This window comes from Frankia sp. R82 (assembly GCF_023716925.1).
GTDB lineage: Bacteria > Actinomycetota > Actinomycetes > Frankiales > Frankiaceae > Frankia.
The window spans coordinates 1-20,266 of sequence record NZ_JAMQQG010000211.1 but is presented as its reverse complement, the minus strand read 5'-3'; the positions used below and the strand labels follow the sequence as shown (position 1 = coordinate 20,266).

The 20,266-nt window shown below is 70.3% G+C and carries 17 protein-coding genes; 1 reads left to right on the top strand and 16 read right to left on the bottom strand.

The window, feature by feature from the left end; genetic code table 11:
* Nucleotides 1-254: 254 nt before the first annotated feature.
* The 8 genes from ND747_RS17100 to rimO all read right to left on the bottom strand — a co-directional run bounded on the left by ND747_RS17100 (nucleotide 255) and on the right by rimO (nucleotide 6,649).
* Nucleotides 255-1,022, bottom strand: a complete 768-nt coding sequence (locus ND747_RS17100; protein ID WP_251734601.1) for a hypothetical protein — start codon at nucleotides 1,020-1,022, stop codon at nucleotides 255-257.
* On the bottom strand, nucleotides 1,009-1,827 hold the full coding sequence (locus ND747_RS17095; protein ID WP_251734600.1) for a PspA/IM30 family protein: 819 nt from the start codon (nucleotides 1,825-1,827) through the stop codon (nucleotides 1,009-1,011). The genes ND747_RS17100 and ND747_RS17095 overlap by 14 nt, the downstream gene beginning before the upstream one ends.
* Before the next feature lie 68 nt (nucleotides 1,828-1,895).
* Complete coding sequence (locus ND747_RS17090) at nucleotides 1,896-2,090, bottom strand: hypothetical protein (RefSeq protein WP_251734599.1); 195 nt, start codon at nucleotides 2,088-2,090, stop codon at nucleotides 1,896-1,898.
* 149 nt (nucleotides 2,091-2,239) lie between these two features.
* The gene (locus tag ND747_RS17085; protein WP_251734598.1) at nucleotides 2,240-2,707 is read right to left on the bottom strand and encodes a Dps family protein; all 468 of its coding nucleotides are present in this window, start codon (nucleotides 2,705-2,707) and stop codon (nucleotides 2,240-2,242) included.
* Between the two features lie 80 nt (nucleotides 2,708-2,787).
* Nucleotides 2,788-3,099, bottom strand: coding sequence for a helix-turn-helix domain-containing protein (locus ND747_RS17080; protein WP_251734597.1), 312 nt, complete (start codon nucleotides 3,097-3,099; stop codon nucleotides 2,788-2,790).
* A gap of 148 nt (nucleotides 3,100-3,247) precedes the next feature.
* The gene (locus ND747_RS17075) at nucleotides 3,248-4,519 is read right to left on the bottom strand and encodes a competence/damage-inducible protein A (protein WP_251734596.1); all 1,272 of its coding nucleotides are present in this window, start codon (nucleotides 4,517-4,519) and stop codon (nucleotides 3,248-3,250) included.
* Nucleotides 4,509-5,162, bottom strand: coding sequence for a CDP-alcohol phosphatidyltransferase family protein (locus ND747_RS17070; protein ID WP_251734595.1), 654 nt, complete (start codon nucleotides 5,160-5,162; stop codon nucleotides 4,509-4,511). Before ND747_RS17070 ends, ND747_RS17075 begins: the two co-directional genes overlap by 11 nt.
* Nucleotides 5,159-6,649: a 30S ribosomal protein S12 methylthiotransferase RimO gene (gene rimO, locus ND747_RS17065; RefSeq protein WP_251734594.1), complete on the bottom strand. Its 1,491-nt coding sequence runs from the start codon at nucleotides 6,647-6,649 to the stop codon at nucleotides 5,159-5,161. The genes ND747_RS17070 and rimO overlap by 4 nt, the downstream gene beginning before the upstream one ends.
* A 633-nt stretch (nucleotides 6,650-7,282) precedes the next feature.
* Here rimO and ND747_RS17060 point away from each other — a divergent pair.
* Nucleotides 7,283-8,632 (top strand): HNH endonuclease signature motif containing protein, encoded by a 1,350-nt coding sequence (locus ND747_RS17060; protein WP_251734593.1) that lies wholly within the window; start codon nucleotides 7,283-7,285, stop codon nucleotides 8,630-8,632.
* A gap of 20 nt (nucleotides 8,633-8,652) precedes the next feature.
* On the opposite strand, the gene ND747_RS17055 is transcribed toward ND747_RS17060, so the two are convergent.
* The 8 genes from ND747_RS17055 to hisS form a co-directional block, all read right to left on the bottom strand.
* On the bottom strand, nucleotides 8,653-9,513 hold the full coding sequence (locus tag ND747_RS17055) for a helix-turn-helix domain-containing protein (RefSeq protein ID WP_251734592.1): 861 nt from the start codon (nucleotides 9,511-9,513) through the stop codon (nucleotides 8,653-8,655).
* Between the two features lie 114 nt (nucleotides 9,514-9,627).
* Nucleotides 9,628-12,273: a DNA translocase FtsK gene (locus ND747_RS17050; protein WP_374216253.1), complete on the bottom strand. Its 2,646-nt coding sequence runs from the start codon at nucleotides 12,271-12,273 to the stop codon at nucleotides 9,628-9,630.
* Between the two features lie 61 nt (nucleotides 12,274-12,334).
* Entirely contained in the window at nucleotides 12,335-14,020 is a 1,686-nt protein-coding gene (locus ND747_RS17045) for a ribonuclease J (RefSeq protein ID WP_251734590.1), read from the bottom strand.
* A complete protein-coding gene (gene dapA, locus ND747_RS17040) occupies nucleotides 14,017-14,976 on the bottom strand; it encodes a 4-hydroxy-tetrahydrodipicolinate synthase (protein WP_251734633.1) in 960 nt (319 codons plus the stop codon). Before dapA ends, ND747_RS17045 begins: the two co-directional genes overlap by 4 nt.
* A 360-nt stretch (nucleotides 14,977-15,336) precedes the next feature.
* Entirely contained in the window at nucleotides 15,337-15,531 is a 195-nt protein-coding gene (locus ND747_RS17035; RefSeq protein WP_251734589.1) for a hypothetical protein, read from the bottom strand.
* Between the two features lie 74 nt (nucleotides 15,532-15,605).
* The gene (locus tag ND747_RS17030) at nucleotides 15,606-17,210 is read right to left on the bottom strand and encodes a hypothetical protein (protein ID WP_251734632.1); all 1,605 of its coding nucleotides are present in this window, start codon (nucleotides 17,208-17,210) and stop codon (nucleotides 15,606-15,608) included.
* A 327-nt stretch (nucleotides 17,211-17,537) separates the two neighbouring features.
* Nucleotides 17,538-18,272, bottom strand: a complete 735-nt coding sequence (gene thyX, locus ND747_RS17025) for an FAD-dependent thymidylate synthase (RefSeq protein ID WP_251734631.1) — start codon at nucleotides 18,270-18,272, stop codon at nucleotides 17,538-17,540.
* A gap of 550 nt (nucleotides 18,273-18,822) precedes the next feature.
* Entirely contained in the window at nucleotides 18,823-20,148 is a 1,326-nt protein-coding gene (hisS, locus tag ND747_RS17020) for a histidine--tRNA ligase (protein ID WP_251734588.1), read from the bottom strand.
* Nucleotides 20,149-20,266: the final 118 nt, after the last annotated feature.

Sequence of the window (20,266 nt, the reverse complement as noted above, 5' to 3'; positions counted from 1 at the left end):
CACGACAGGGGCGAATCTGTTGGTTTTTCTGCGGCCTAACACCACCAAACGGCGCCAAAACGACTCCGAGGCCGGCCAGGTGGTTGTCCATCCACCCAAACGACCTATGACCGATTGCCATACATTACGCTGGGTAATCGATGAACCGGGCGTAAACGTGGCGATCACTCCCCCTAAGGTGCCACCCAGTTGGATAGCTGACACTGTGGGGGACGCCTTGTCGGACGTACTGGCCCGAGCAGCTCCCGTACCGCTCAGCCAGTCAGCGAGCGCAGCGCCTGCGCGTACTCGCGCAGCAGCTCCGTATCGGCCCGCAGCCGCTCCAGATCGGCCGCGCCCGCAGCGGCGCCACCGACCACCTCGACGGCCGCCACCAGGAGATCATCCAGCCCGGCCGCCGACGTCCGCATCACAGCGACCAGGTCGTCCCGCGCCTGGACCAGTCCGGCCCGCCGACCGGGATCGACCACCGCGCGCATCGCCGCCTCACAGGCCACCACCCGAACCGCGCCGAGCCGCAACCCGTCCACCACCTCGACCGCACCGCCTGCGGCGCCGTAGGCCAGGACGCTTGGTGGACCCGTTGAGCTCAGCGAGCGGGCCAGCGCGACCAGCGCGCCGAGGGCCGCCTCACCACGGCGCAGCGGTGCCGCCGCGGCGGATCCGCGCAGCTCCCACGGGCTCGGCGCCACCGCGCCGGGCAACCGCACCATGGCGTCGTCGCGGTGCAGGGCCGCAAGTTCCCGGCCGCCCAGACCCGCACGGGCAACCGCGACCGCGCCGAGCAGCAACCACTCCCAGCCGCCGAGCACCGCGCCCACCGGCGAGAGCGCCGCGACCGCGCTCCACCCTGCCGTGGTCACCGCCACCCACCGGCCCACCCAGCGCCGCCCCCGGACATCGCGCCGCTGCACCCGGCGCAGCGATCGACGCTCGACGCCGGCCCCGACCCAGTCCGGCAACGCCGGCGCGGTCGCCGCGACGGCGGCGTCCCACCTGCGGGCGCGGCTATGACCGTCCATCGCCGCCGGGCTCCTCTCGCGCCGCGGGATCTCCCTTGGCCAGTGACGGGGGCGCCGGTGAGCTCTGCGGCGCGGCTGCCGGGCCGCCGGGCAGGCCACCACGCAGCTCGGCGAGACGGGATTGGGCGCGGGCGTCCAACATCGCCCGGCGCACCTCGATCATCCGGGCCTCGGCGCCCTGTGAGGCGAGCTCATGGCGGCCGAGAGCGACCGCGTAGCGGTGCTCGACCTTGTCCCGGATCTCGGCGAGGGTCGGCGTGTCCCCGACGGGCGCGAGGGTGGACATCCCCTCCATGGCCCTGGTCATCTGCTCCTGCATGGCCGCATGCTCGATCTGGGTCAGCAGCCGGGCCCGCTCGGTGAGATGCTGCTGCATCCGCGCGGTGTTGTCCTCCACCGCCGTGCGGGCCTGGGCCGCGGACGCAACCGCCTGCCGATGCAGGTTCTTCAGATCCTCCAGCGACGACTCTGCCGACAGGAGCTGGCTGGCAAAGGCCTGCGCCGTCTCCTCATAACTGGCCGCACTGACCGGGTCGCCCACGGCGCGCGCCCGGTCAGCGAGCAACAGCGCGGAGCGCGCCGACTCGGTGAGGTTCGCGACCTCGTCCGCCTGACGAGCTATCCGCATCTCCAGCTGCCGCTGGTTGCCCAGCACCAGAGCCGCCTGCTGGACCAGCGCCTCATGCTGGCGGCGGGCGTCCTCGATAGCCTGGTCGATCTGCACCCGAGGATCCGCCCGCTCATCGAACCTGCGGTTCGCTGACGCGGACAGGTAGCGGGCAATCCTGCGGACGACATTCGCCATACCACGATCGTCGCACGAGCCGGCCCGGTCGGCGGCTCCACTGACGGCCTGATCGAGTCGGCCTCGCGTCAGACCGGCGGGCTCAATGCCGTGCGACCCCGGCCCAGGCACACCGCACACGGTCGGCACGCCGGAACAAACCCGCCGCGGGCGGTGGCGAACACCACCAGCTGCTCACCGAGACCGTTGCAGCCCTTGCACACCTGGATGGGCCGATGGCCGGGCGCGACGTCCTCCTCCTCGGGTCGTGAGGCGGTGCTCACGTCACCTACTTTCTCTGACCGGCCCGCTCGGACCGGCGCGGTGCATCTCACCGGGACAGTGGCAGATCCGCGGGCCTGCCGCCACTGCGCGTACCCCCATCCGGGCCATCACCCGGTGCTCAGTCCACGGACGCTCAGTCCACGGACACTCAGACCACGGCCTGGAACATCCAGTGCTGCTGTTCGAGGTCGCGCACGATACCGATGATCAAATCCTGGGTGACCGGGTCGGGTTGCGCGGTGACGTCCATCCGGGTGCGCATCCTGGTCACCGTTGCGGCGAGCACCTCGGTCACGAGCCGTAGCACCTTTTCGTCCGCGACGTAGCCGACCTCGACTCCGGGCAGATGGGTGCCACGGGCCACCGTCACCGACTGGCCATCCGGATTGACGCCGATCGCGACGGCCCGCTCGGCCACCTCGTCGGCGTACCGACGGGCGAGGTCGACCACCTCGTCGAGTTGCTGATGCACGCTACGAAACGTCCGGCCGGTGACGTTCCAGTGCAACTGCTTGGCGAACAGGCTCAGATCGATCAGATCGACAAGGGCGCCCTGCAGGGCCTCACCGGCAACAACGCCAGCCTCGTCGGACAGTGGGCTTCGGATCGCGCTCATGGCTCGTTTGCCCTCCCTCACGCTCGGACAGTCGCCTGCGCCTACAGACGTGCCCGGGATCGGAGGGCGTAAGCCGACTCTCAGGCCGCCCGTTCCACCACGGTCGGACGAGCCGGCACGACCACCGTGGCACCACCCACTGCCGCGCCGACCGTGAGCTCCGCGAGCTCCAGGTCTTCGCTGACCTCACGCAGCAGATCGGCAAGCCGAACCCCGAGCGCCTCGCAGATCGCCGCGAGCAGCTCGGAGCTTGCCTCTTTCTGGCCGCGTTCGACCTCGGAAAGGTAGCCGAGCGACACTCTGGCTGCCGACGACACCTCCCGAAGCGTGCGGTGCTGATCCTGACGGCGGCGGCGCAACGCCTCGCCGATCATGCGTCGGAGCAGGACCATCGAGCCTCCTCCTTCGTCCGCGGGATGCGTTCACCGTATACCCACCACCACGGCCCTCGGGCCGTCGTTGATGGGACTGTAACTGTGTAAGCACCTCGGGTCCGGCGATTACTCCCGTGTCTCATCGAGAGCTCGTCACGCAACGTGTTCAGCTTGCCACATTCGGGCCGGCAGTCAACGTTCGACGCAACAGGTCCAGGGCGGACACAACCGCGAACGTCCGCACCCGCGCCCGATCACCCGGCAGCCGCACCAGCCGAGTGATCACTCCCGCCGGGCCGGCCAGTCCAAGATGCACCGTCCCCGGCGGATGCCCCTCAGCGCTGCCCGGGCCGGCCACGCCGGTCGTTGACAGACCATAGTCCGCGCCCAGCCGGTCACGGACCCCGCTCGCCATCGCGGCCGCCGTCGCCGCCGACACCGCACCCTGTATGGCCAGCACCCCGGCGTCCACCCCCAGCGCCGACGTCTTCACCTCCGTCGCATAGGACACCACCCCCCCACGGAACACCGCACTCGAGCCGGGCACGTCGGTCAGCCGGCCGGCGAGCAGGCCACCGGTGACCGACTCGGCGACGGCGAGCGTCGCGTTTCGCGCGGCGAGCAGGGCCAGCACGACGCCCTCGAGGGTGTCGCTATCGCTGCCGTACACCCCGGCCCCCAACGCCGCCCGGGCCGCCGTCTCCACCGGTGCGATCAGCTCGTCGGCAGCAGCCCGGTCTCGCGCGCGAGCGGTGATCCGGACCCGGGTCTGCCCCTCGCTGGCCAGGAACGCGATCCGGGGATTACCGATCGGAGCCAGCCGTTCGACCTCCTCGGCCAGCGCCTGCGCGACCGACGACTCCCACATGCCCGCGGTACGCAGCACCCGGTGCACCACCACCGCCGGCTGGCCAGCCCGGCGCAGCAGGTCAGGCAGGACGTTCGCAGTGAACATCGCGGTCATTTCGAACGGAACACCTGGCATTGCGTAGACGACGCCCGCGCCGATCTCCATCCGCACCCCCGGGGCGGTCCCCGCGAGGTTGGGCAGCGGCTGCGCGCCGGCCGGCAGCTCCGCCTGACGGAAGTTCATGTTCGGCACGTCGCCGCTGCGGCCCTGCTGCTCGTAGCGAAGGGCCAGCTCGTCGGCGAGAGCCTCGACCCGGCGTACCTCGACGCCACCTGCCGCGACCGCGATGCCCTCGCGGGTCAGATCGTCCTGTGTGGGACCGAGGCCCCCGGTGATCAACACGGTGTCCGCGCGATCCAACGCCGAGCGGATCGCGGCAGCGATCACCTCGACCTCATCGCCGACGACGACGGACCGCTCCAGGGTCACCCCGACGTCGGCGAGCTGACCTCCGAGCCAGGCGGCGTTACCGTTGACGATGTCGCCGTAGAGCAACTCGTCACCGACAGCCAAAAGCTCAGCACGCATCGGCATATCCCTCGCGGTCCGTTGCCGTGGTCCCGTTCTTGGCTGCGCTCTGTGTTTCATCCGTGGCCGCCCGCTGCCGGGCCGCCCGGCGACGCAGGGCCAGCGCCCGATAGACGTAGTCGACCCCGGTGATCACTGCCACGACCACCCCGGCCGCCAGGATCACCGCCCTGCTGGTCGCGGCCACCCCGGTCAGCGGCAGCACGTACAGCCCGATGGCAACGTTGAGCAGCAGGGTCTTTGCCTTTCCACCCCGGCTCGCAGCGATCACCCCGAAGCGGATGACCCACAACCGCAGCAGGGTCACGCCGATCTCCCGCACCAGGATCGCCACCGTAACCGCCCAGGGCAGCTCACCCAGTGCGGAAAGTGAAATCAGCGCGGCCCCGGTGAGCGCCTTGTCGGCGATCGGGTCAACGAGAATGCCGAAGTCGGTGACCAGGTGCCAATGGCGGGCGATCAGACCATCGATCTGGTCTGTGATCGCGGCGACGGCATAGGCCGCGAACGCCGCGTACCGCCAGCCGTCATGGTCGGGCCCAGCGAACAGGAACGCGACGAAGACCGGCACCAGCACCAGACGCGACACGGTGAGCACATTGGCCACGTTGAGCACTGGCGCGCCGGCGGAAGCGGCCGTCACGTCTTGGTGACCGCGTCGCGCGGCGCCCGGTCGACAACCGCCTCGAACTCGGCGATCAGATCCACCCCTTCGGTCGCCACGACCCGCACCTCCACCAGATCACCGACCCGCACCGGATCCTGCCGCGGCGGTCCGGGCAGGCGCACAACACACGCCCCATCGACCTCGGGCTGCTGATGACCGGCGCAGCCGTGGGCCAGCCCGTCCGTGACCTCCTCGACAAGAACCTGCACCCGATCCCCGACACGGGAAGTCGCACGATCCGCGGTCAGCTGCTCAACGAGATCGGTGATTCGCACCCGGCGATGCTCGATCTCCTCCACATCGAGCTTGCCAGGCAGGCCGACCGCCTCGGTACCCTCCTCATCCGAGTAGCCGAACACACCGACCGCGTCCAGCTCGGCCTCGACCAGGAACTCGGCGAGAATGTCCACGTCCGCCGCGGTCTCCCCGGGAAAGCCCACGATGACGTTTGATCGTGCACCCAGGTCCGGGCACAGCGCACGAGCGCGACGAAGCAGGTCCAGAAAGTGCTCGGCGCCACCGAAGCGCCGCATCCGGCGCAGCACATCTGGACTTGCATGCTGGAACGAAAGATCCAGATACGGCGCCAAGCCTGGAGTGGTCAGCAGCACCTCCACCAGTGACGGACGCAGCTCAGCCGGCTGCAGGTAGACCGTCCGCACCCGGATGATGCCCGGCACGGCAGCGAGCTGAGGCAGCAGCGTCTCCAGCGCGCGCAGATCACCGAGATCCTTGCCGTAGGACGTCGAGTTCTCGCTGACCAGCACCAACTCACGCACCCCCTCGCCGGCCAGCCACTCTGCCTCAGCAAGCACGTCCTGCGGAGGCCGGGACACATGCGATCCGCGGAAGGAGGGAATAGCGCAAAACGCGCACCGCCGATCGCACCCACTGGAGATCTTCAACGCCGCGACCGGCCCTGCGGTCAGCCGGCGACGCTCCACGGACGCCAACGCCAGGTTGCCTCCGCGCTCGCCCCGATCGCCATGGCCCGGCACGTGGACGGCGGCTGCAGGCCGGTCCACCGGGGTGATCGGCAACAGGCGGCGGCGGTCTCGCGGCCGGTGTGTCGGCACCTCGGCACCAGCGAGGACCGCATCCAGATGCTGGCCTATGCGCGGGTACGCATCGAACCCAAGCACCGCATCGGCCTCGGGCAGGCTGGAGGCGAGCTCACTGCCATACCGCTCGGCCATGCACCCGACGGCAACGACAGCTCGCGGCCCGCTCACGCCCTCCTGGTCACGCAGGTCATCGGCGGCAAGAAGGGCGTCAATCGAATCCTTCTTCGCCGCGTCGACGAAGCCGCACGTGTTCACTAGCACGGCATCGGCGTCGGCGGCCTCGTCGACCAGCTGCCAGCCCTGAGTGGCCAGGCGGGCCGCCAGCTCCTCCGAGTCCACCTCGTTACGGGCGCAACCGAGCGTGATCAGAGCTACCCGGCGAGAGGCACGTGTGGACACGAGGTCAGGCTACCGGTGCATCGACGACCGGCGCCGCATCAGCCCGACATGGCGGGCAGCCATAGCCACACATCACCGAGCGGATTGACTTCGGCCGCACAGCGCGGCCGACCGCCTTCTCCTGCCATTTCCCTCCCTCCCGGAGGTTCCACCTGGACCGGGTGCGACGGTTCCGCGGAACCGTCGTCCATACCCTTCCGTTCCCAGAGTCCGTACCAGCCCCAGACCAGGGACCGCGTCGGCATCGCCGTTTGCCGATCGTCCCGGATGCCGGAGCCAGCCGGCGCCCCCGCAAGCGGCCAACCCGAGAGTCGACCGCATGTTCGATCTCATGACGCCACGCGAGATCGCAGATGTCAAGGGTCCGATACCCATAGACAGCAAGCCTGCAGGACCAGGACGCAGTACCCGACCGTAACCCACAAGCCTCAGAAAATCGAAACTCTGTTCTCCTTCATTCGCTCAGATGGTCGAAATTTCAGCTCCCCTGTGAGAGACTGGCGTCCGTCAGCGCTTCGCACGCTCCTCACCCCTGAACCGGTGATGACCATGACTCGGACCTCCAGCTCCCTCCCACCGCCTCCCCCTCCCACTCTCGCCAGCTTCGATGCGGACCTTGCTCCGCTGGAGTTGGTGGAGGAGGCGATCTGCCGTTGGTCGACGCGACTCGCGGTTGCCACCTGCACATGGCTCAGGACCATCGCTGCGTTCGACCGTCGTCAGGGCTGGTCTGGCATCGGTGTCTCCTCCTGCGCGCACTGGCTGGCTCTGCACTGCGGGCTGGAGTTGCGGACGGCTCGCGAGCAGCTCGCCACCGCTCATGCAGTGGAGAAGTTGCCCGCTGTCCATGCCTCTTTCGCCTCCGGAGAACTGTCCTACTCGAAGGTTCGCGCCATCACTCGAGTCGCGAGCCCCGCCGACGAGGCCTACTGGCTCTCGCACGCCCGGCAGATGACCGCTGGGCGGTTGGAAAGGTTCGTGAGCCGCCATCGGCAGAGGAACGCCGATCCCGCGAAGCTCCGTGCCGCTCGCGCGGTCACGCTGCAGGCGTCCAGCGACGGCTCGGTCCGGCTCGTCGCAACCCTGCCTCCGGACGACGCGGCCATTCTGATTGCTGGCCTCAATGCGGCACGGTCGAGCTCTGAGGCCGGTCGAGACACTCCGGTCCCGACCGGCCTGCCTGCGGACGGGGAAATCGCCCATGCCCCGCGCGGGCAGGCCCGCGATGCAGATGCTCTCATTGCACTCGCCGAGGCATTCCTGCATCACCAGGCCCCGAAGCTCCAGAACTCCCCACATACGCTCAACATCCACGTCACCGTCCCCGACGGCGACGGCGAGGATGACGGCGAGGGAGCGACCGAGGTTGTACGTGGAGCGTTCGAGGCCGACGATCACGATGTTCCGCAGAACCCCGGCAGTGCCGTCGCCGATCAGCCTAGGGGCAAGAAGAACGAGGAGGCCCGGCAAGGCCGAATCCCTGCCGGGCTCGCCTTCGTTGCCGGATGGGCCATCGGGCTACCTGCCGGTATGGTCAGCCGTCTTGGCTGTGACGGCATGATCCGCGCGCTGTTGACCGACCGTGAGAACAATCCGCTGCGCCTCGGCCGGCGCAACCGTCTACCCACCAGCCGGCTGCGCGACGCGGTCTATCTCCGCGATCAGGGAATTTGCCAGTTCCCTTCGTGCGATCACACGCGATGGTTGCAGATCCATCATCTGCACGAGTGGCATGCCAACGAGGGCGAGACCAACATCGAGAGTCTGCTGCTCGTCTGCGGCACGCATCACCGCGCCATCCATGACCAGAGCCTCGTTGTCCGCCGAGACCACGACGGGACAATCACCGTTCACGCACCCGATGGGCGGATTCTCCGCAACGCGCCGTTTGTGAACCATGAGCCCGACCAGAGCTCCGTCCGCATTCCCAATCTCGACGGACTGAGCGCCGGCGAAGGAGGGCTCTATGGCCTGACCGCATAGACGCCGGCAGCTGGATGTGTCTAGTCGGCGCGAGCGGACGGTGTGGTAACAAGTGCCGCGGGCTCGCCGTTACCGTCACCGACCTCGCAGCCGCCGGTCTGCGCTGCACTCACCGTGATCGTGACTACTTGGCCGGTGCCGCCGGACGGGCCAAGGGCCCGGCCGTTGCAGGACAGGGCGACCGCGCCAGCGTTACCCATGCGGATGTGCAGCGCACCAGGGGCTGTGATCGTGCGGGAGTCACCGGACTGCAGAAGCTGCGAGAGCAGGATGTGACTCTGATCATCGCGCACCTCCAGCCAACTCTGCGCATCCGGCGTGGCCAGCACGAGGTTCACCCCGGTGGGGGCGGATGTGCTGGGGATGGGTGCCGGGGCACTAGCCGATGGCGGTGGCGCTGCGGGCTCGCCGGCCGGGGCACTCGGGTGGCCCTGGCGTGCGGAATCGGGTGAGTCGGACGAACCGCCACCTGGTAGCAGGAGGAAGACGATGGCAACCAGGCACACCGCCACCAGAGAAACGATCATAGCTGCGCCCCAGCGGAAAGTGCGATTGCCGCCTCGGGACGAGCCGCGTAGCGGGTCGAATTCTCCGGCAGGAACGACGAGGACCGGGCCAGCCAGCGACTCGTGTGTCGCGTCGTAGGCGGCCAAGACCGGACCGGGCTCAAGGCCCAGGGTCGTCGCGATACTGCGAAGGTGACCGCGGGCGTACACAGTGCCGCCGCAATGTGAATAATCGTCTCGCTCGATCTGCTCGATCAGAGTAACTCGGACCCGCGTGCGCTCGCTGACCTCATCGACTGTCAGGCCACGTTCGCGGCGGGCCGCGGCGAGCTGCGAGCCGGCGCTTGCCGGCTGCGGATCGTCCACGGACTGCATGACGCGACCTCCGCACCGTCCGTTTGCTGCCTACTACAGTGGAGGCACCCGCGTGCGAGTGTACGGTTCCCGACCCGGCCCTGAAAGCAGACCCACCCGGCAGGGCGCCCCCGGTCAGCCAGCCCGCAGCGTGGTCAGCAGACCTTCCAGCTCGTCGGGCATGACCAGCACGTCGCGGGCTTTGGAGCCCTCGCTGGGACCAACGATCCCTCGACTTTCCATCAGATCCATCAGGCGGCCGGCCTTGGCGAAGCCGACGCGTAGCTTGCGTTGCAGCATCGACGTCGAGCCGAACTGGGTGCTGACGACGAGCTCCACGGCCTGCAGGAACAGAGCCATGTCGTCGCCGATCTCCTCGTCGATGTCCTTCTTCGCCTCGCCGCCGGGCTCGAAGACGTCCTCCCGGAACGCTGGGGGGGCCTGTTCCTTCGTGTGGTCGACGATTGCGGCGATCTCGTCCTCGGAGACGAACGCACCCTGGATCCGGGCCGGCTTACCGGCCCCCATCGGCAAGAACAGAGCGTCACCGAGGCCGACGAGCTTCTCGGCACCGGCCTGGTCGAGGATGGTGCGACTGTCGGCGAGTGACGCGGTCGCAAACGCCAGGCGCGACGGGACATTCGCCTTGATCAGGCCGGTGACCACGTCCACCGAGGGGCGCTGCGTGGCGAGCACCAGGTGAATGCCGACCGCGCGGGCCATTGCCGTGATCCGGCAGATCGCGTCCTCGACGTCCCGTGGGGCGACCATCATCAAGTCGGCAAGCTCGTCGACGATGGTCAGAATGTACGGGTACGGCGTGTACACCCGCTCGGAGCCCGGCGGGGTGATGATCTCCCCCGCACGCACCTTGCGGTTGAAGTCGTCCACATGGCGCACCCCGCAGGCGGCGAGGTCCTCGTAGCGGTTCTCCATCTCCTTCACGACCCACTGCAGCGCGTCTGCCGCCTTCTTCGGGTTCGTGATGATCGGAGTGATCAGATGCGGAATGCCCTGGTAGTTGGTGAGCTCGACGCGCTTGGGGTCGACCAGCACCATGCGGACCTGATCGGGGGTCGCCCGGGCCAGCACCGAGGTGATCAGCGTGTTGATACAGGTCGACTTGCCAGCACCGGTCGCGCCCGCGATGAGGATGTGCGGCATTTTCGCCAGGTTCGCCAGGACGTAACCGCCCTCGATGTCCTTGCCGAGACCCACCAGCAACGGATGGGAGTTGCCGAGCGCCTCGCCGCTGCGCAGGACGTCACCGAGGGACACCAGCTCGCGGTCGGTGTTCGGGATTTCGATGCCGACCGCGCTCTTGCCCGGGATCGGGCTGATGATCCGCACATCCGGGCTCTTCACCGCATAGGCGATGTTCTTTCCCAGCTGGGTGATCCGCTCGACCTTCACCGCCGCGCCGAGTTCCACCTCATAGCGGGTCACCGTCGGACCACGGGTGAAGCCGGTGACCCGCGCATCCACCTTGAACTGGGCGAACACGTCGGTCAACGAGGCGATCACCGTGTCGGTGGCGGCAGAGCGGACCTTCGGCGGGGTCCCGGAGCGCAGCAACGTCGGCGACGGCAGCACATAGTCGCCCTCACCCGGCGGCACCAGGAACTCGATCTGGTCGGCCGCGGCGGGCAGACCGGTGGACGTGTCGGGGGCACCTGCGGTCGCCTTCGCCACCCGCTCCCGGCGACGCCGAGCAGCCGGGGCAGCCGGGTCGGTGGACTCGGCGGGGTCCGGGGTGGCATAGCCGGTGTCCGCCTCGGGTCCGGCAACCTCGCCGAACAGGTCCAGTCCGACATCAGCGGTCGTCGCGGCGACCGGGTCGGGGGCAGCCGCCTGCCGACGCCGGGAGCCACGACGGGTGCCGGGCCGGTCGGCGTCGACGTCGTACACCTCGACAGCCGCGGCGGGCACAGCTGCGACGGCGGGCGTGTCATTGAGGAACTCGTCGTCGTAGTCCGCGCCGGTCTCCGGCGCGGTGCGCGGCTCGCGGACGCCGACGGTGAGGCGTTCGACAAGGGTGGTCAGGCGCTCCGGGACCTGGCGGATCGGGGTCGCGGTGATGACCAGGATGCCGAACACCGAGAGCAGCACCAGCAGGGGAACAGCCAGCACGGGGGTCACCGCACTGGCCAGGGGAAGCCCGCCGACCAGGCCGACCAGGCCGCCTGCGCCTCGCACCCGGGCAAGGCTGTCCCCGACATCCGGCAGGCCGCGGGCGATGTGCAGCACGCCGAGCGCGCCCACCGCGAACGCCGACCAGCCGATGACCACACGTCCGCGACTGGCGGGGTCGGTGGGCGAGCGCACCAGCCGCCAGGCGGCGCCGAAGCCGAACAGCGGCAGCGTCCAGGCACCAGCGCCGACGAACAGCTCAAGCGTGCCGGCCACGAAGTCGCCGACCGGGCCGCCGGCGGCGAACCACACCGCCGCGGCGGCGAGGATCGCCCCGCCCACAGCGGCCAGACCCAGCCCGTCGCGCCGGTGGGCCGGGTCGATGCGCAGGTCTCGCGCACCACGGCCGGTGCGACGCAGCATCGTGCCGAGCAGCGTCGCCACCGACATCCACGACCGATAGCAGGTGCGTATGACGGCCCGCCCGATCAGCAGCGACAGCGGCGGCCGCGCTGGCCTTGCCGCCGGCCGGGCCGGCCGGGCCGCTACCGGGCGGGCCTTGCCGCCCTGACGTCCGCCGCCCCCAGGTCGGGGCGTGGCCGTCCCCGTCTGTGCACGCGTCCGCGCGCCACTAGTCCGTGTGGCCACCATCGAAACGGTACACAGGGAAGCCGCCTAGTCGCGGCAACCCCGACGAACCGGGCGTGCCGCGTCAGACCTCCAGCACCACTGGAACGATCATGGGTCGGCGGCGGTAGTTCTCGTTCACCCAGCGACCGACGGTCCGCCGGACGAGCTGCTGGAGCGCGGCGGAGTCGTTCATCCCGGTACGCATCGCGTCGGCGAGGGCGTCGGCCACGAGCTTCGCGACGGCGTCGAAGGTGCTGCGCGAGTCGGTGAAGCCGCGGGCGGACAGATCTGGCCCGACGACGACCTTGCCGGCCGCGGCGTCCACCACGACCGTGATCGTGATGAAGCCCTCCTCGCCGAGGATGCGCCGGTCCTTCAGGCTCGGCTCCCCGACGTCGCCAACGGCGGCGCCGTCCACGTAGACGTAGCCGCACGGGACCACCCCGGTGATCCGGGCCCGGCCGTCGAGCAGGTCGATGACCATGCCGTCCTCGGCGAGCACGACGTGGTCGGCGGCCACGCCGGTGGCCTCGGCGAGCTTGGCGTGCGCGCGCAGGTGGCGCCACTCGCCATGCACGGGCATGACGTTGGACGGCCTGGTCGCGTTCAGCACGTACAGCAGCTCGCCGGCCGGCGCGTGGCCCGAGGTGTGGACCTTCGCGACGCCCTTGTGGACGACCTTCGCGCCGTGCCGGGTGAGACCGTTGATGACCCGGAAGACCGCGTTCTCGTTGCCTGGGATCAGGCTGGAGGCAAGCACGACCGTGTCGCCGGTCTCGATCCGGATCTGGTGGTCACGGTTGGCCATCCGGGACAGCGCGGACAGCGGCTCACCCTGCGAGCCGGTGGAGACCAGGCAGATGTTGCGGTCCGGCAGCGAGTCGAGGTCGCGCAGGTCGACGACCAGGCCCGGCGGCACCCGCAGCAGGCCCAGATCCCGGGCGACGCCCATGTTGCGCACCATCGAGCGCCCGACGAAGCACACCGAGCGACCATGCGCCTCGGCGGCCTCGAGCACCTGCTGCACCCGGTGCACGTGGCTTGAGAAGCAGGCGACGATGATCCGCCGGCTCGCTTCCCGGAACACTCCGTCGAGTACCGGCGCGATCTCCCGCTCCGAGGTGACGAAGCCGGGGACCTCGGCGTTCGTCGAGTCCGACAGCAGCAGGTCGACGCCCTCCCGGCCGAGCCGGGCGAAACCGCCGAGGTCGGTCAGGCGACCGTCGAGCGGCAGCTGGTCCATCTTGAAGTCGCCGGTGTGCAGCACGAGGCCCGCGTCGGTGCGGATGGCGACGGCGACGGCGTCCGGAATCGAGTGGTTGACCGCGAAGAACTCGCACTCGAACGGACCGTAGGTGTGCCGTTCCTCCTCGCGGATCTCCTGCGTGACCGCCTTGATCCGGTGTTCGGCCAGTTTGGCGGTGAGCAGCGCCAGGGTGAGCCGGGTGCCGATGATCGGAATATCACGGCGTTCCCGCAGCAGGTAGGGGACGGCGCCGATGTGATCCTCGTGCGCGTGGGTGAGGATCAGCGCGTCGATGTCACCCAGGCGGTCCCGGATCGCGCTGAAGTCCGGCAGGATCAGGTCGACACCGGGCTGGAAGTCCTCGGGGAACAACACGCCACAGTCGACGATCAACAGCCGGCCGGCATGCTCGAAGACGGTCATGTTGCGACCGATCTCGCCCACCCCGCCGAGCGGGATGATGCGCAGACCATCGGCGCGCAGGGGCGGCGGGGGGCCGTACTCGGGGTGCGGGTGGCTCATGCGGACTCTCCCGCTGCGACGACGGCAAAACGATGGCCGTGGGATGATTCGGGCTTTAGGGCTACATCCAGACCAGGCACGGTGGCGAGGTCGGCATGCAGCCGGGCGATCTCGGCGGCCGTCGCGTCGACCAGGGGCGGACGGACGGGGCCGGCGGGCAGACCCGCGGCCGCCAGCGCCGCCTTCGCAAGGATCACTCCCTGGGTGCGGAAGATGCCTTCGAACGCGGGCAGCAGCGCATCGTGCAGCGCTCGGGCCCGGGCGGCATCGCCGGCGGCGAAGGACTCGATCATGGCGCGGATCGCGCGGGTCGCCACATGCGACGCGACGCTGACCACCCCGCAGCCGCCGATCGCCAACAGCGGCAGGGTGAGCTCCTCGATACCGGAGTAGTAGGCCAGGTCGCTGCGGGCCAGGATCCGCGACGAGGCGGCCAGATCACCCTTGGCGTCCTTGACCGCGACGATGCGTGGATGTTCGGCCAGCCGCAGCAGCGTCTCGGACTCGACCGGCACCCCCGTGCGGACCGGAATGTCATAGATCATGACGGGCAGGTCGGTCGCGTCGGCGACGAGGGAGAAGTGCCGCACGAGGCCGGCCTGGGGGGGACGGCTGTAGTAGGGCGCCACCACGAGCAGGCCGTCGGCGCCGGCCGCCGCGGCGGCGCGGGCAAGCTCGACGGAGTGCGCGGTGTCGTTGGTACCGACCCCGGCAAGCACCCGGGCCCGGCCGCCGACGGTCTCGACGACGACCCGCACCAGCCGGGCCTTCTCGGCATCGCTCGTGGTCGGCGACTCGCCCGTGGTGCCGTTGACGACGAGCGCCTCGTTGCCCACGTCCACCAGGTGGGCCGCCAGCGCGGCGGCACCCGACTCGTCCAGGGCACCGTCCGCCCCGAACGGCGTGATCATTGCCGTGATCATGCGCCCGAACGGCGCCGGCGGCAACACTGACATACCGGTCACGCTAGAGCGCACCTCCGACAATCGTCTCTTCCGGCCGGCTCACACCGCACGGCCCACCAACCCGCATTCACCGTCTCCACCGATCCGTGCATCACCGATCCGCGACGCCGATCCGCGCATCGCACGACCGGCCCATCGTCCGCCGAGCCGGCCACGCCGGCCAGACCGGCGGGTCACCCAGGGGGCAGATCCGCCCGCATCGGACGCCCACGGAGCACCAGCCGGAGGCAGGCCACGGCGCTCCGGCTGCCCGCAGGCACCGACACCGACCAGCCCCCGAACCGCGTTCCGGGACGATCGGTGCTCCGAACGACTCAGTGTGCGCGAACGACTCAAGTGTGCGCGAACAGCTCAGTGCACGCGCACGGACCCCCCGGGCGCCCGACCGGACGTGCGGGCAGCCGCGTCGGCTCCCTGCCCGCCAGCGCCCAGCATGTTGCGGTCCAGCCTCAGCCACAGTTCCCGGCGCCCGAGACGTACCAGCGACCGCAGCCCGTCGGCCCGTGGTGCGCCAAGCGCAACACCCGGGCCGTAGTTCTTCGGCATCCGCCACCGTCCCGTCAGCCGCTTGGGGGCTTCAGAGTACCGCCATGAAGCCGGTCGAGGATGGCGGCAACCGGTTATCCGGACCGGATGTGCGGCCCGGACGGTGCCAGCGACCGCCCCGGCGGTGCCGGCGCCGCCCCGGATGGCACGGCCGGGGCGGTCGGGGCGGTCGGCTGCGACCCCGACTCCGTCGGCTCGTGCCACCCGGCGGCCCGTGCGCCGGCCAGCACGGCCAGTGCCACCAGCAGCACGAGCAGCGCCGTCTTCGCCGGGCCGAGCACCCACGCGGCCAGGCTGGAGCGTTCCCGGGTGAGCAGCAGCGTCGCCGCGAACGACGACGGGAGGGTGATCACGGCCACCGCGTCCGGGGCCAGGTCGATCGGCAGTGCGGACAGGATCACGGTCAGCAGCATCAGCAGGCCGACCGCAATGGTCACCCGGCTGACGTCGGCCGACACGCTGAGTCGCACCACCAGTCGAGATCTTGGCGGTCGGCGCGCGTCGGTGGTGTAGAAGGCGAAGACCTCCCGGTTGCGCTGCAGGTCCTCGATGTAGGTGCGTCCGACCGGATCGCCGAACTGGTCGACCATGACGGGGGTGTCCAGCTCGATGGACGTGTCGTCGGTGCCGATGCTGACGTGGTAGCTGGCGGTGCCGGCGGAGTCGACGTCGATCAGCGCGGCCGGACGCAGCGCGGCCCGCCAGCGCGCCGGACGCCCGAAAACCCCGGACCGGCTGGCCCCGGAGCCAGCTCCGTCGGGGCCGGAACCGGCAACGCCGGGCCGACCGGGCACGGACCGGCCACGGACCAGGACGGTCCGCAGCTCCTCGCTTGACTTGAGCAGAAACGGTCGGTACGGGTCGACGGTGACGGCCGCCAGCGCCTCCCAACGCCGGCCGTACTCCGCGACGGTGGTCAGTACCGGCTCGGCAGGTGGGCCGGCCAGCACCAGTGCGTCGATCCAGGCGACGAACGCGCCGAGATACCTCTCGATCGCGTCCGGGTCGAGGCCGTCGGGGACATCCGGGTCGCGCCAGAGCTCACCAGCGGCGAGCAGCAGGGTTTCGGCGCTGCTCAGCGGATCGAAGGGCTCGGCCAGGGCGGTGGCAAGAACCCGCTCGGTGTCGGCGACGAGCTCACCCCAGCGGGCCAGCCGCGGACGCGACACACCGAGGTCGGCCTCACGATCGAGGTAGGTCGCGAGGGCGTCGGGGCGCACCGGCCGGCCGGCGGGCGAGAGCAGACCCGGATAGTTACCGGAGAGCCGACCGGGACGGAATCGGGAGATCGCGTCGACCACCCGGCGGGCCGGCATCTCCAGCGGCACCCCGGCCGCGTCGGCCAGGCGCGCGACCAGGTTGCCCTGCACCGCGACAGAGGTGCCGTAGGGCATCAGATGGGCGTCCGTGCCACCCGGGCCGACCAGGTCGAAGGCGACCAGGGCGCGCTTGGACAGCGTCGAGACCGGCACCAGGACGCTGACCTCGGCAGGTAGCCGGCCGGAGGTGTCCACCCGGCCGGCCCCGGTGGCCGGGACGACGTCGGTGAGCACCGCGTCCAGCGGACCCCAGTTGACCGAGCGGGCCAGCCGGCAGCGGTTGGCGCTGAGCAGGGTGAACTGGTCGACGACCCGCCGACGCAGGCCCTGGTAACGCGGCGGCGGGGCGAGCAGGGTCATCGTGATCTCGTCGACGTCGGTGAGGTCGAGCACCGAGGCGTGGGCGCCGTCATCCCGCCGGCGCCACCGCCACGGCCGACCGGCACCGGGACGCCCCGCCCCGGCACCACCCGGACCACCCGGGCCACCAGCGCCACTCGAACCGCCCGGCAGTCCCACCACGTGTCAGGACATTACCTGACTATGACGGAATAACCGCTTACCGTCGGTCAACACCCCCGCAGCTGCTCCGACGATGCCCCGGTCTGTCGAGCCCAGGTCCGAACCCGGGCCGCACGGTTCGAGCAGGGCTCACGGTTCGAGCAGGGCTCACGGTTCGAGCAGGGCTCAGCCCTCGCCGACGAGCGGGCTGGACGCGACCGCGGTGCCGTCGTCGAGCGTCGAGATGCGGAAGTCGGCGAACACGTTCGGCGCCACCGTCTGCAGCTCCCGCAGGATGGTGACGGCCAGACAGCGAATCTCCACGTCGGCGTGCTCGCTGGCCCGCATCGCGATGAAGTGCCGCCAGGCCCGGTAGTTGCCGGTGACCACGATCCGGGTCTCGGTCGCGTTCGGCAACACCGACCGGGCGGCCTGCCGGGCCTGCTTACGCCGTGAGGTCGGCGCGGAGACATCGGCGAAGTGCTTCTCCAGCCCCTCCAGCAGCTCGCCGTAGGCGGCCAGCGACGCCGCGGTGGCCCGCTCGAACAGCGCGTGCAGCTCGGGGTCGGCGGCGACCACCTCGGGCTCCACCAGAGCCGCATCCCGCTCCGGGACATAGCGCTGCGAGAGCTGGCTGTAGGAGAAGTGCCGGTGGCGGACCAGCTCGTGGGTGAGGCTGCGCGACACTCCGGTGACGTAAAGCGTGACGGTGCCGTGCTCCAGCACCGACAGGTGCCCGACGTCGAGGATGTGGCGCAGATAGCCGGCGTTGGTCGCGGTCGCCGGGTTCGGCTTGCTCCAGCTCTGGTAGCAGGCCCGGCCGGCGAACTCGGCCAGCGCCTCGCCGCCGCCCGCGTCGGTGTTCCAGGGGACATCCGGCGGCGGGAGGAACTCCGTCTTCGCGATCACCTGGACCCGCATCCGGGCCGTCGTGGGCCCGGTTGCCTGCTCGGGCTGCGGCCCGGGCACCGGTTCGGCTGCCGGCTGCGACACTGCCACCTCCATCCGTCCCGCGACCCGCGATCGGGCGCGGACCCCCCAACGGTAGACGCCGACGGCACACCCACGCGCACCCCCACCGCGCCCACCAGATCCGCCAGGCCCACCAGGCCCACCACGAACCGCCGCATCCGGTCGGGCGTCCGGCAATCCGTCGATCACAACCAGCAGGCAGCAATGCGCCGAGCCGGCCAGTAATCGCCCAACGGGGCCGGTGTCGGCATCCACTTACCCGTCCGGTCACGCGACCGACGCACGGCGGTTGGGGCCCCCGCACCGCGTGGTACACCGGAGATGGACACCTTGCCGCACCCCAAACGGTGGGGGTCCACATCGCCCGCACCCGCGGCGAAGCCCGGTCCGGCCGAGGGTCTCCGCCCCCGTCACCTCTCGGCCGCCGGGCCTGCGGCGGCGGGCGGCCCTCCCGCGATGGCGCGGCGGCACACCCGCCGCGCGCATCCGGGCCGGCGACTCAGCTGCGCGGCGGCGGGCTCCACCCGGCCGGATCGGCGATGGCCTGCTCGCCGGTGGCCAGGTTCTTCACCTCGTGGTCGCGGTCCTCGTCGAACGGTGGGAACCAGACGTGGCCAATGCCCTTGCGGACCGCATACCGCACCTGTTTGGCCAGCTTGTCGGGCTGGTGGTAGGTCTCGACCCGCAGGCCGCGCCCGCGCAGCTCGGCTGCGGTGGCCAGCGCCGCCGGCCGGCGCCCCGCCGACGGGATGACGACGAGCACGTCGGCGGGGCTCGCCGGACCGACCGACAGGAGCCCCTCGGCCAGCAGTTTCGCGAAGATGCGGGTCAGGCCGATCGAGATCCCGACGCCGGGCAGGTTGCGGCGGATGAACGAGCCGGCCAGGTTGTCGTACCGCCCTCCGGAGCAGATGCTGCCGAAGTCGGGCCAGTCGACGAACTTCGCCTCGTAGACGGTGCCGGTGTAGTAGTCAAGGCCACGGGCGATCGACAGGTCGGCGACGACGCTGCCCGCGGGCAGGTCGGCCAGGTCGGCCAGGACGGCGGCGAGCTCGTCGAGGCCCTCGTCGAGCAGGTCCGACTTCACCCGTAGCTCGCGGACCTGCTCGACGACCTCGGCGCCGGACGCCCGGATCGCGGCCAGTTCCAGACAGGCCCGCACCTGGTCAGGGGCCAGACCCGCCCGCGTCGCGAGCAGCTCGCCGACCCCGCCCGGGCCGATCTTGTCCATCCGGTCGGCGATGCGGATCACGGCGAGCGGGTCGGCGACACCGAGCCCCTCGTAGAAGCCCTGCAGCACCTTGCGATTGTTGATGTTGAGTGTCCACGGCGGCACGCCGAGCGTCGTGAGCACCTCGTGCACGATCCGTGGCAGCTCCGCATCGAAGTGCAGGGGGACCCGATCAACGTTGATCACATCAATGTCACACTGGGTGAACTCGCGGAACCGACCCTCCTGGGGCCGTTCGCCGCGCCACACCCGCTGCATCTGGTACCGCTTGAACGGAAAGACCAGCTCGTTGAAATGCGCGGCGACGTAGCGGGCGAACGGCACGGTGAGATCGAAGTGCAGGCCGAGACGGGCGCTGTCGTCGTCGGCATCGGCCTGCAGCCGACGCAGGGCATAGACCTCCTGCGAGGTCTCCCCCTTGGCCATCAGCACGTCGAGAGCTTCGACGGACGGGGTCTCCACCGAGCAGAACCCGTAGCGCTCGAAGATCAGACGAATCGTGTCGAGCCACCGCTGCTCGACGACCCGGACCTCGGGCAACCACTCGGGAAAACCGCTGATGGGCAGAGGGCGGACGATCGGCGCGTCACTCATCGCCGCAACGTTGTCCTGGGCCATCCTCGTACCCTACCGGTGGATATCCACCTGGCTGATCCGCGGCGCGCGGGCCGGCACCCGCGCGGCGGTGCCCGCCTGCGCCGCGGTGCCGAGC

Coding starts and splice junctions, on each gene's coding strand:
- ND747_RS17080 (WP_251734597.1), bottom strand. CDS start 3,099: ATGGTCCTGCTCCGACGCATGATCGGCGAGGCGTTGCGCCGCCGCCGT.
- ND747_RS17030 (WP_251734632.1), bottom strand. CDS start 17,210: ATGACCCTGCTCGCCCCGCCGCCGCGTTACCAGGGCCTGCGTCGGCGG.
- thyX (WP_251734631.1), bottom strand. CDS start 18,272: ATGCGGGTCCAGGTGATCGCGAAGACGGAGTTCCTCCCGCCGCCGGAT.
- dapA (WP_251734633.1), bottom strand. CDS start 14,976: ATGTCAGTGTTGCCGCCGGCGCCGTTCGGGCGCATGATCACGGCAATG.
- ND747_RS17050 (WP_374216253.1), bottom strand. CDS start 12,273: ATGGTGGCCACACGGACTAGTGGCGCGCGGACGCGTGCACAGACGGGG.
- ND747_RS17045 (WP_251734590.1), bottom strand. CDS start 14,020: ATGAGCCACCCGCACCCCGAGTACGGCCCCCCGCCGCCCCTGCGCGCC.
- ND747_RS17035 (WP_251734589.1), bottom strand. CDS start 15,531: ATGCCGAAGAACTACGGCCCGGGTGTTGCGCTTGGCGCACCACGGGCC.
- ND747_RS17055 (WP_251734592.1), bottom strand. CDS start 9,513: ATGCAGTCCGTGGACGATCCGCAGCCGGCAAGCGCCGGCTCGCAGCTC.
- ND747_RS17075 (WP_251734596.1), bottom strand. CDS start 4,519: ATGCGTGCTGAGCTTTTGGCTGTCGGTGACGAGTTGCTCTACGGCGAC.
- ND747_RS17100 (WP_251734601.1), bottom strand. CDS start 1,022: ATGGACGGTCATAGCCGCGCCCGCAGGTGGGACGCCGCCGTCGCGGCG.
- hisS (WP_251734588.1), bottom strand. CDS start 20,148: ATGAGTGACGCGCCGATCGTCCGCCCTCTGCCCATCAGCGGTTTTCCC.
- ND747_RS17085 (WP_251734598.1), bottom strand. CDS start 2,707: ATGAGCGCGATCCGAAGCCCACTGTCCGACGAGGCTGGCGTTGTTGCC.
- ND747_RS17095 (WP_251734600.1), bottom strand. CDS start 1,827: ATGGCGAATGTCGTCCGCAGGATTGCCCGCTACCTGTCCGCGTCAGCG.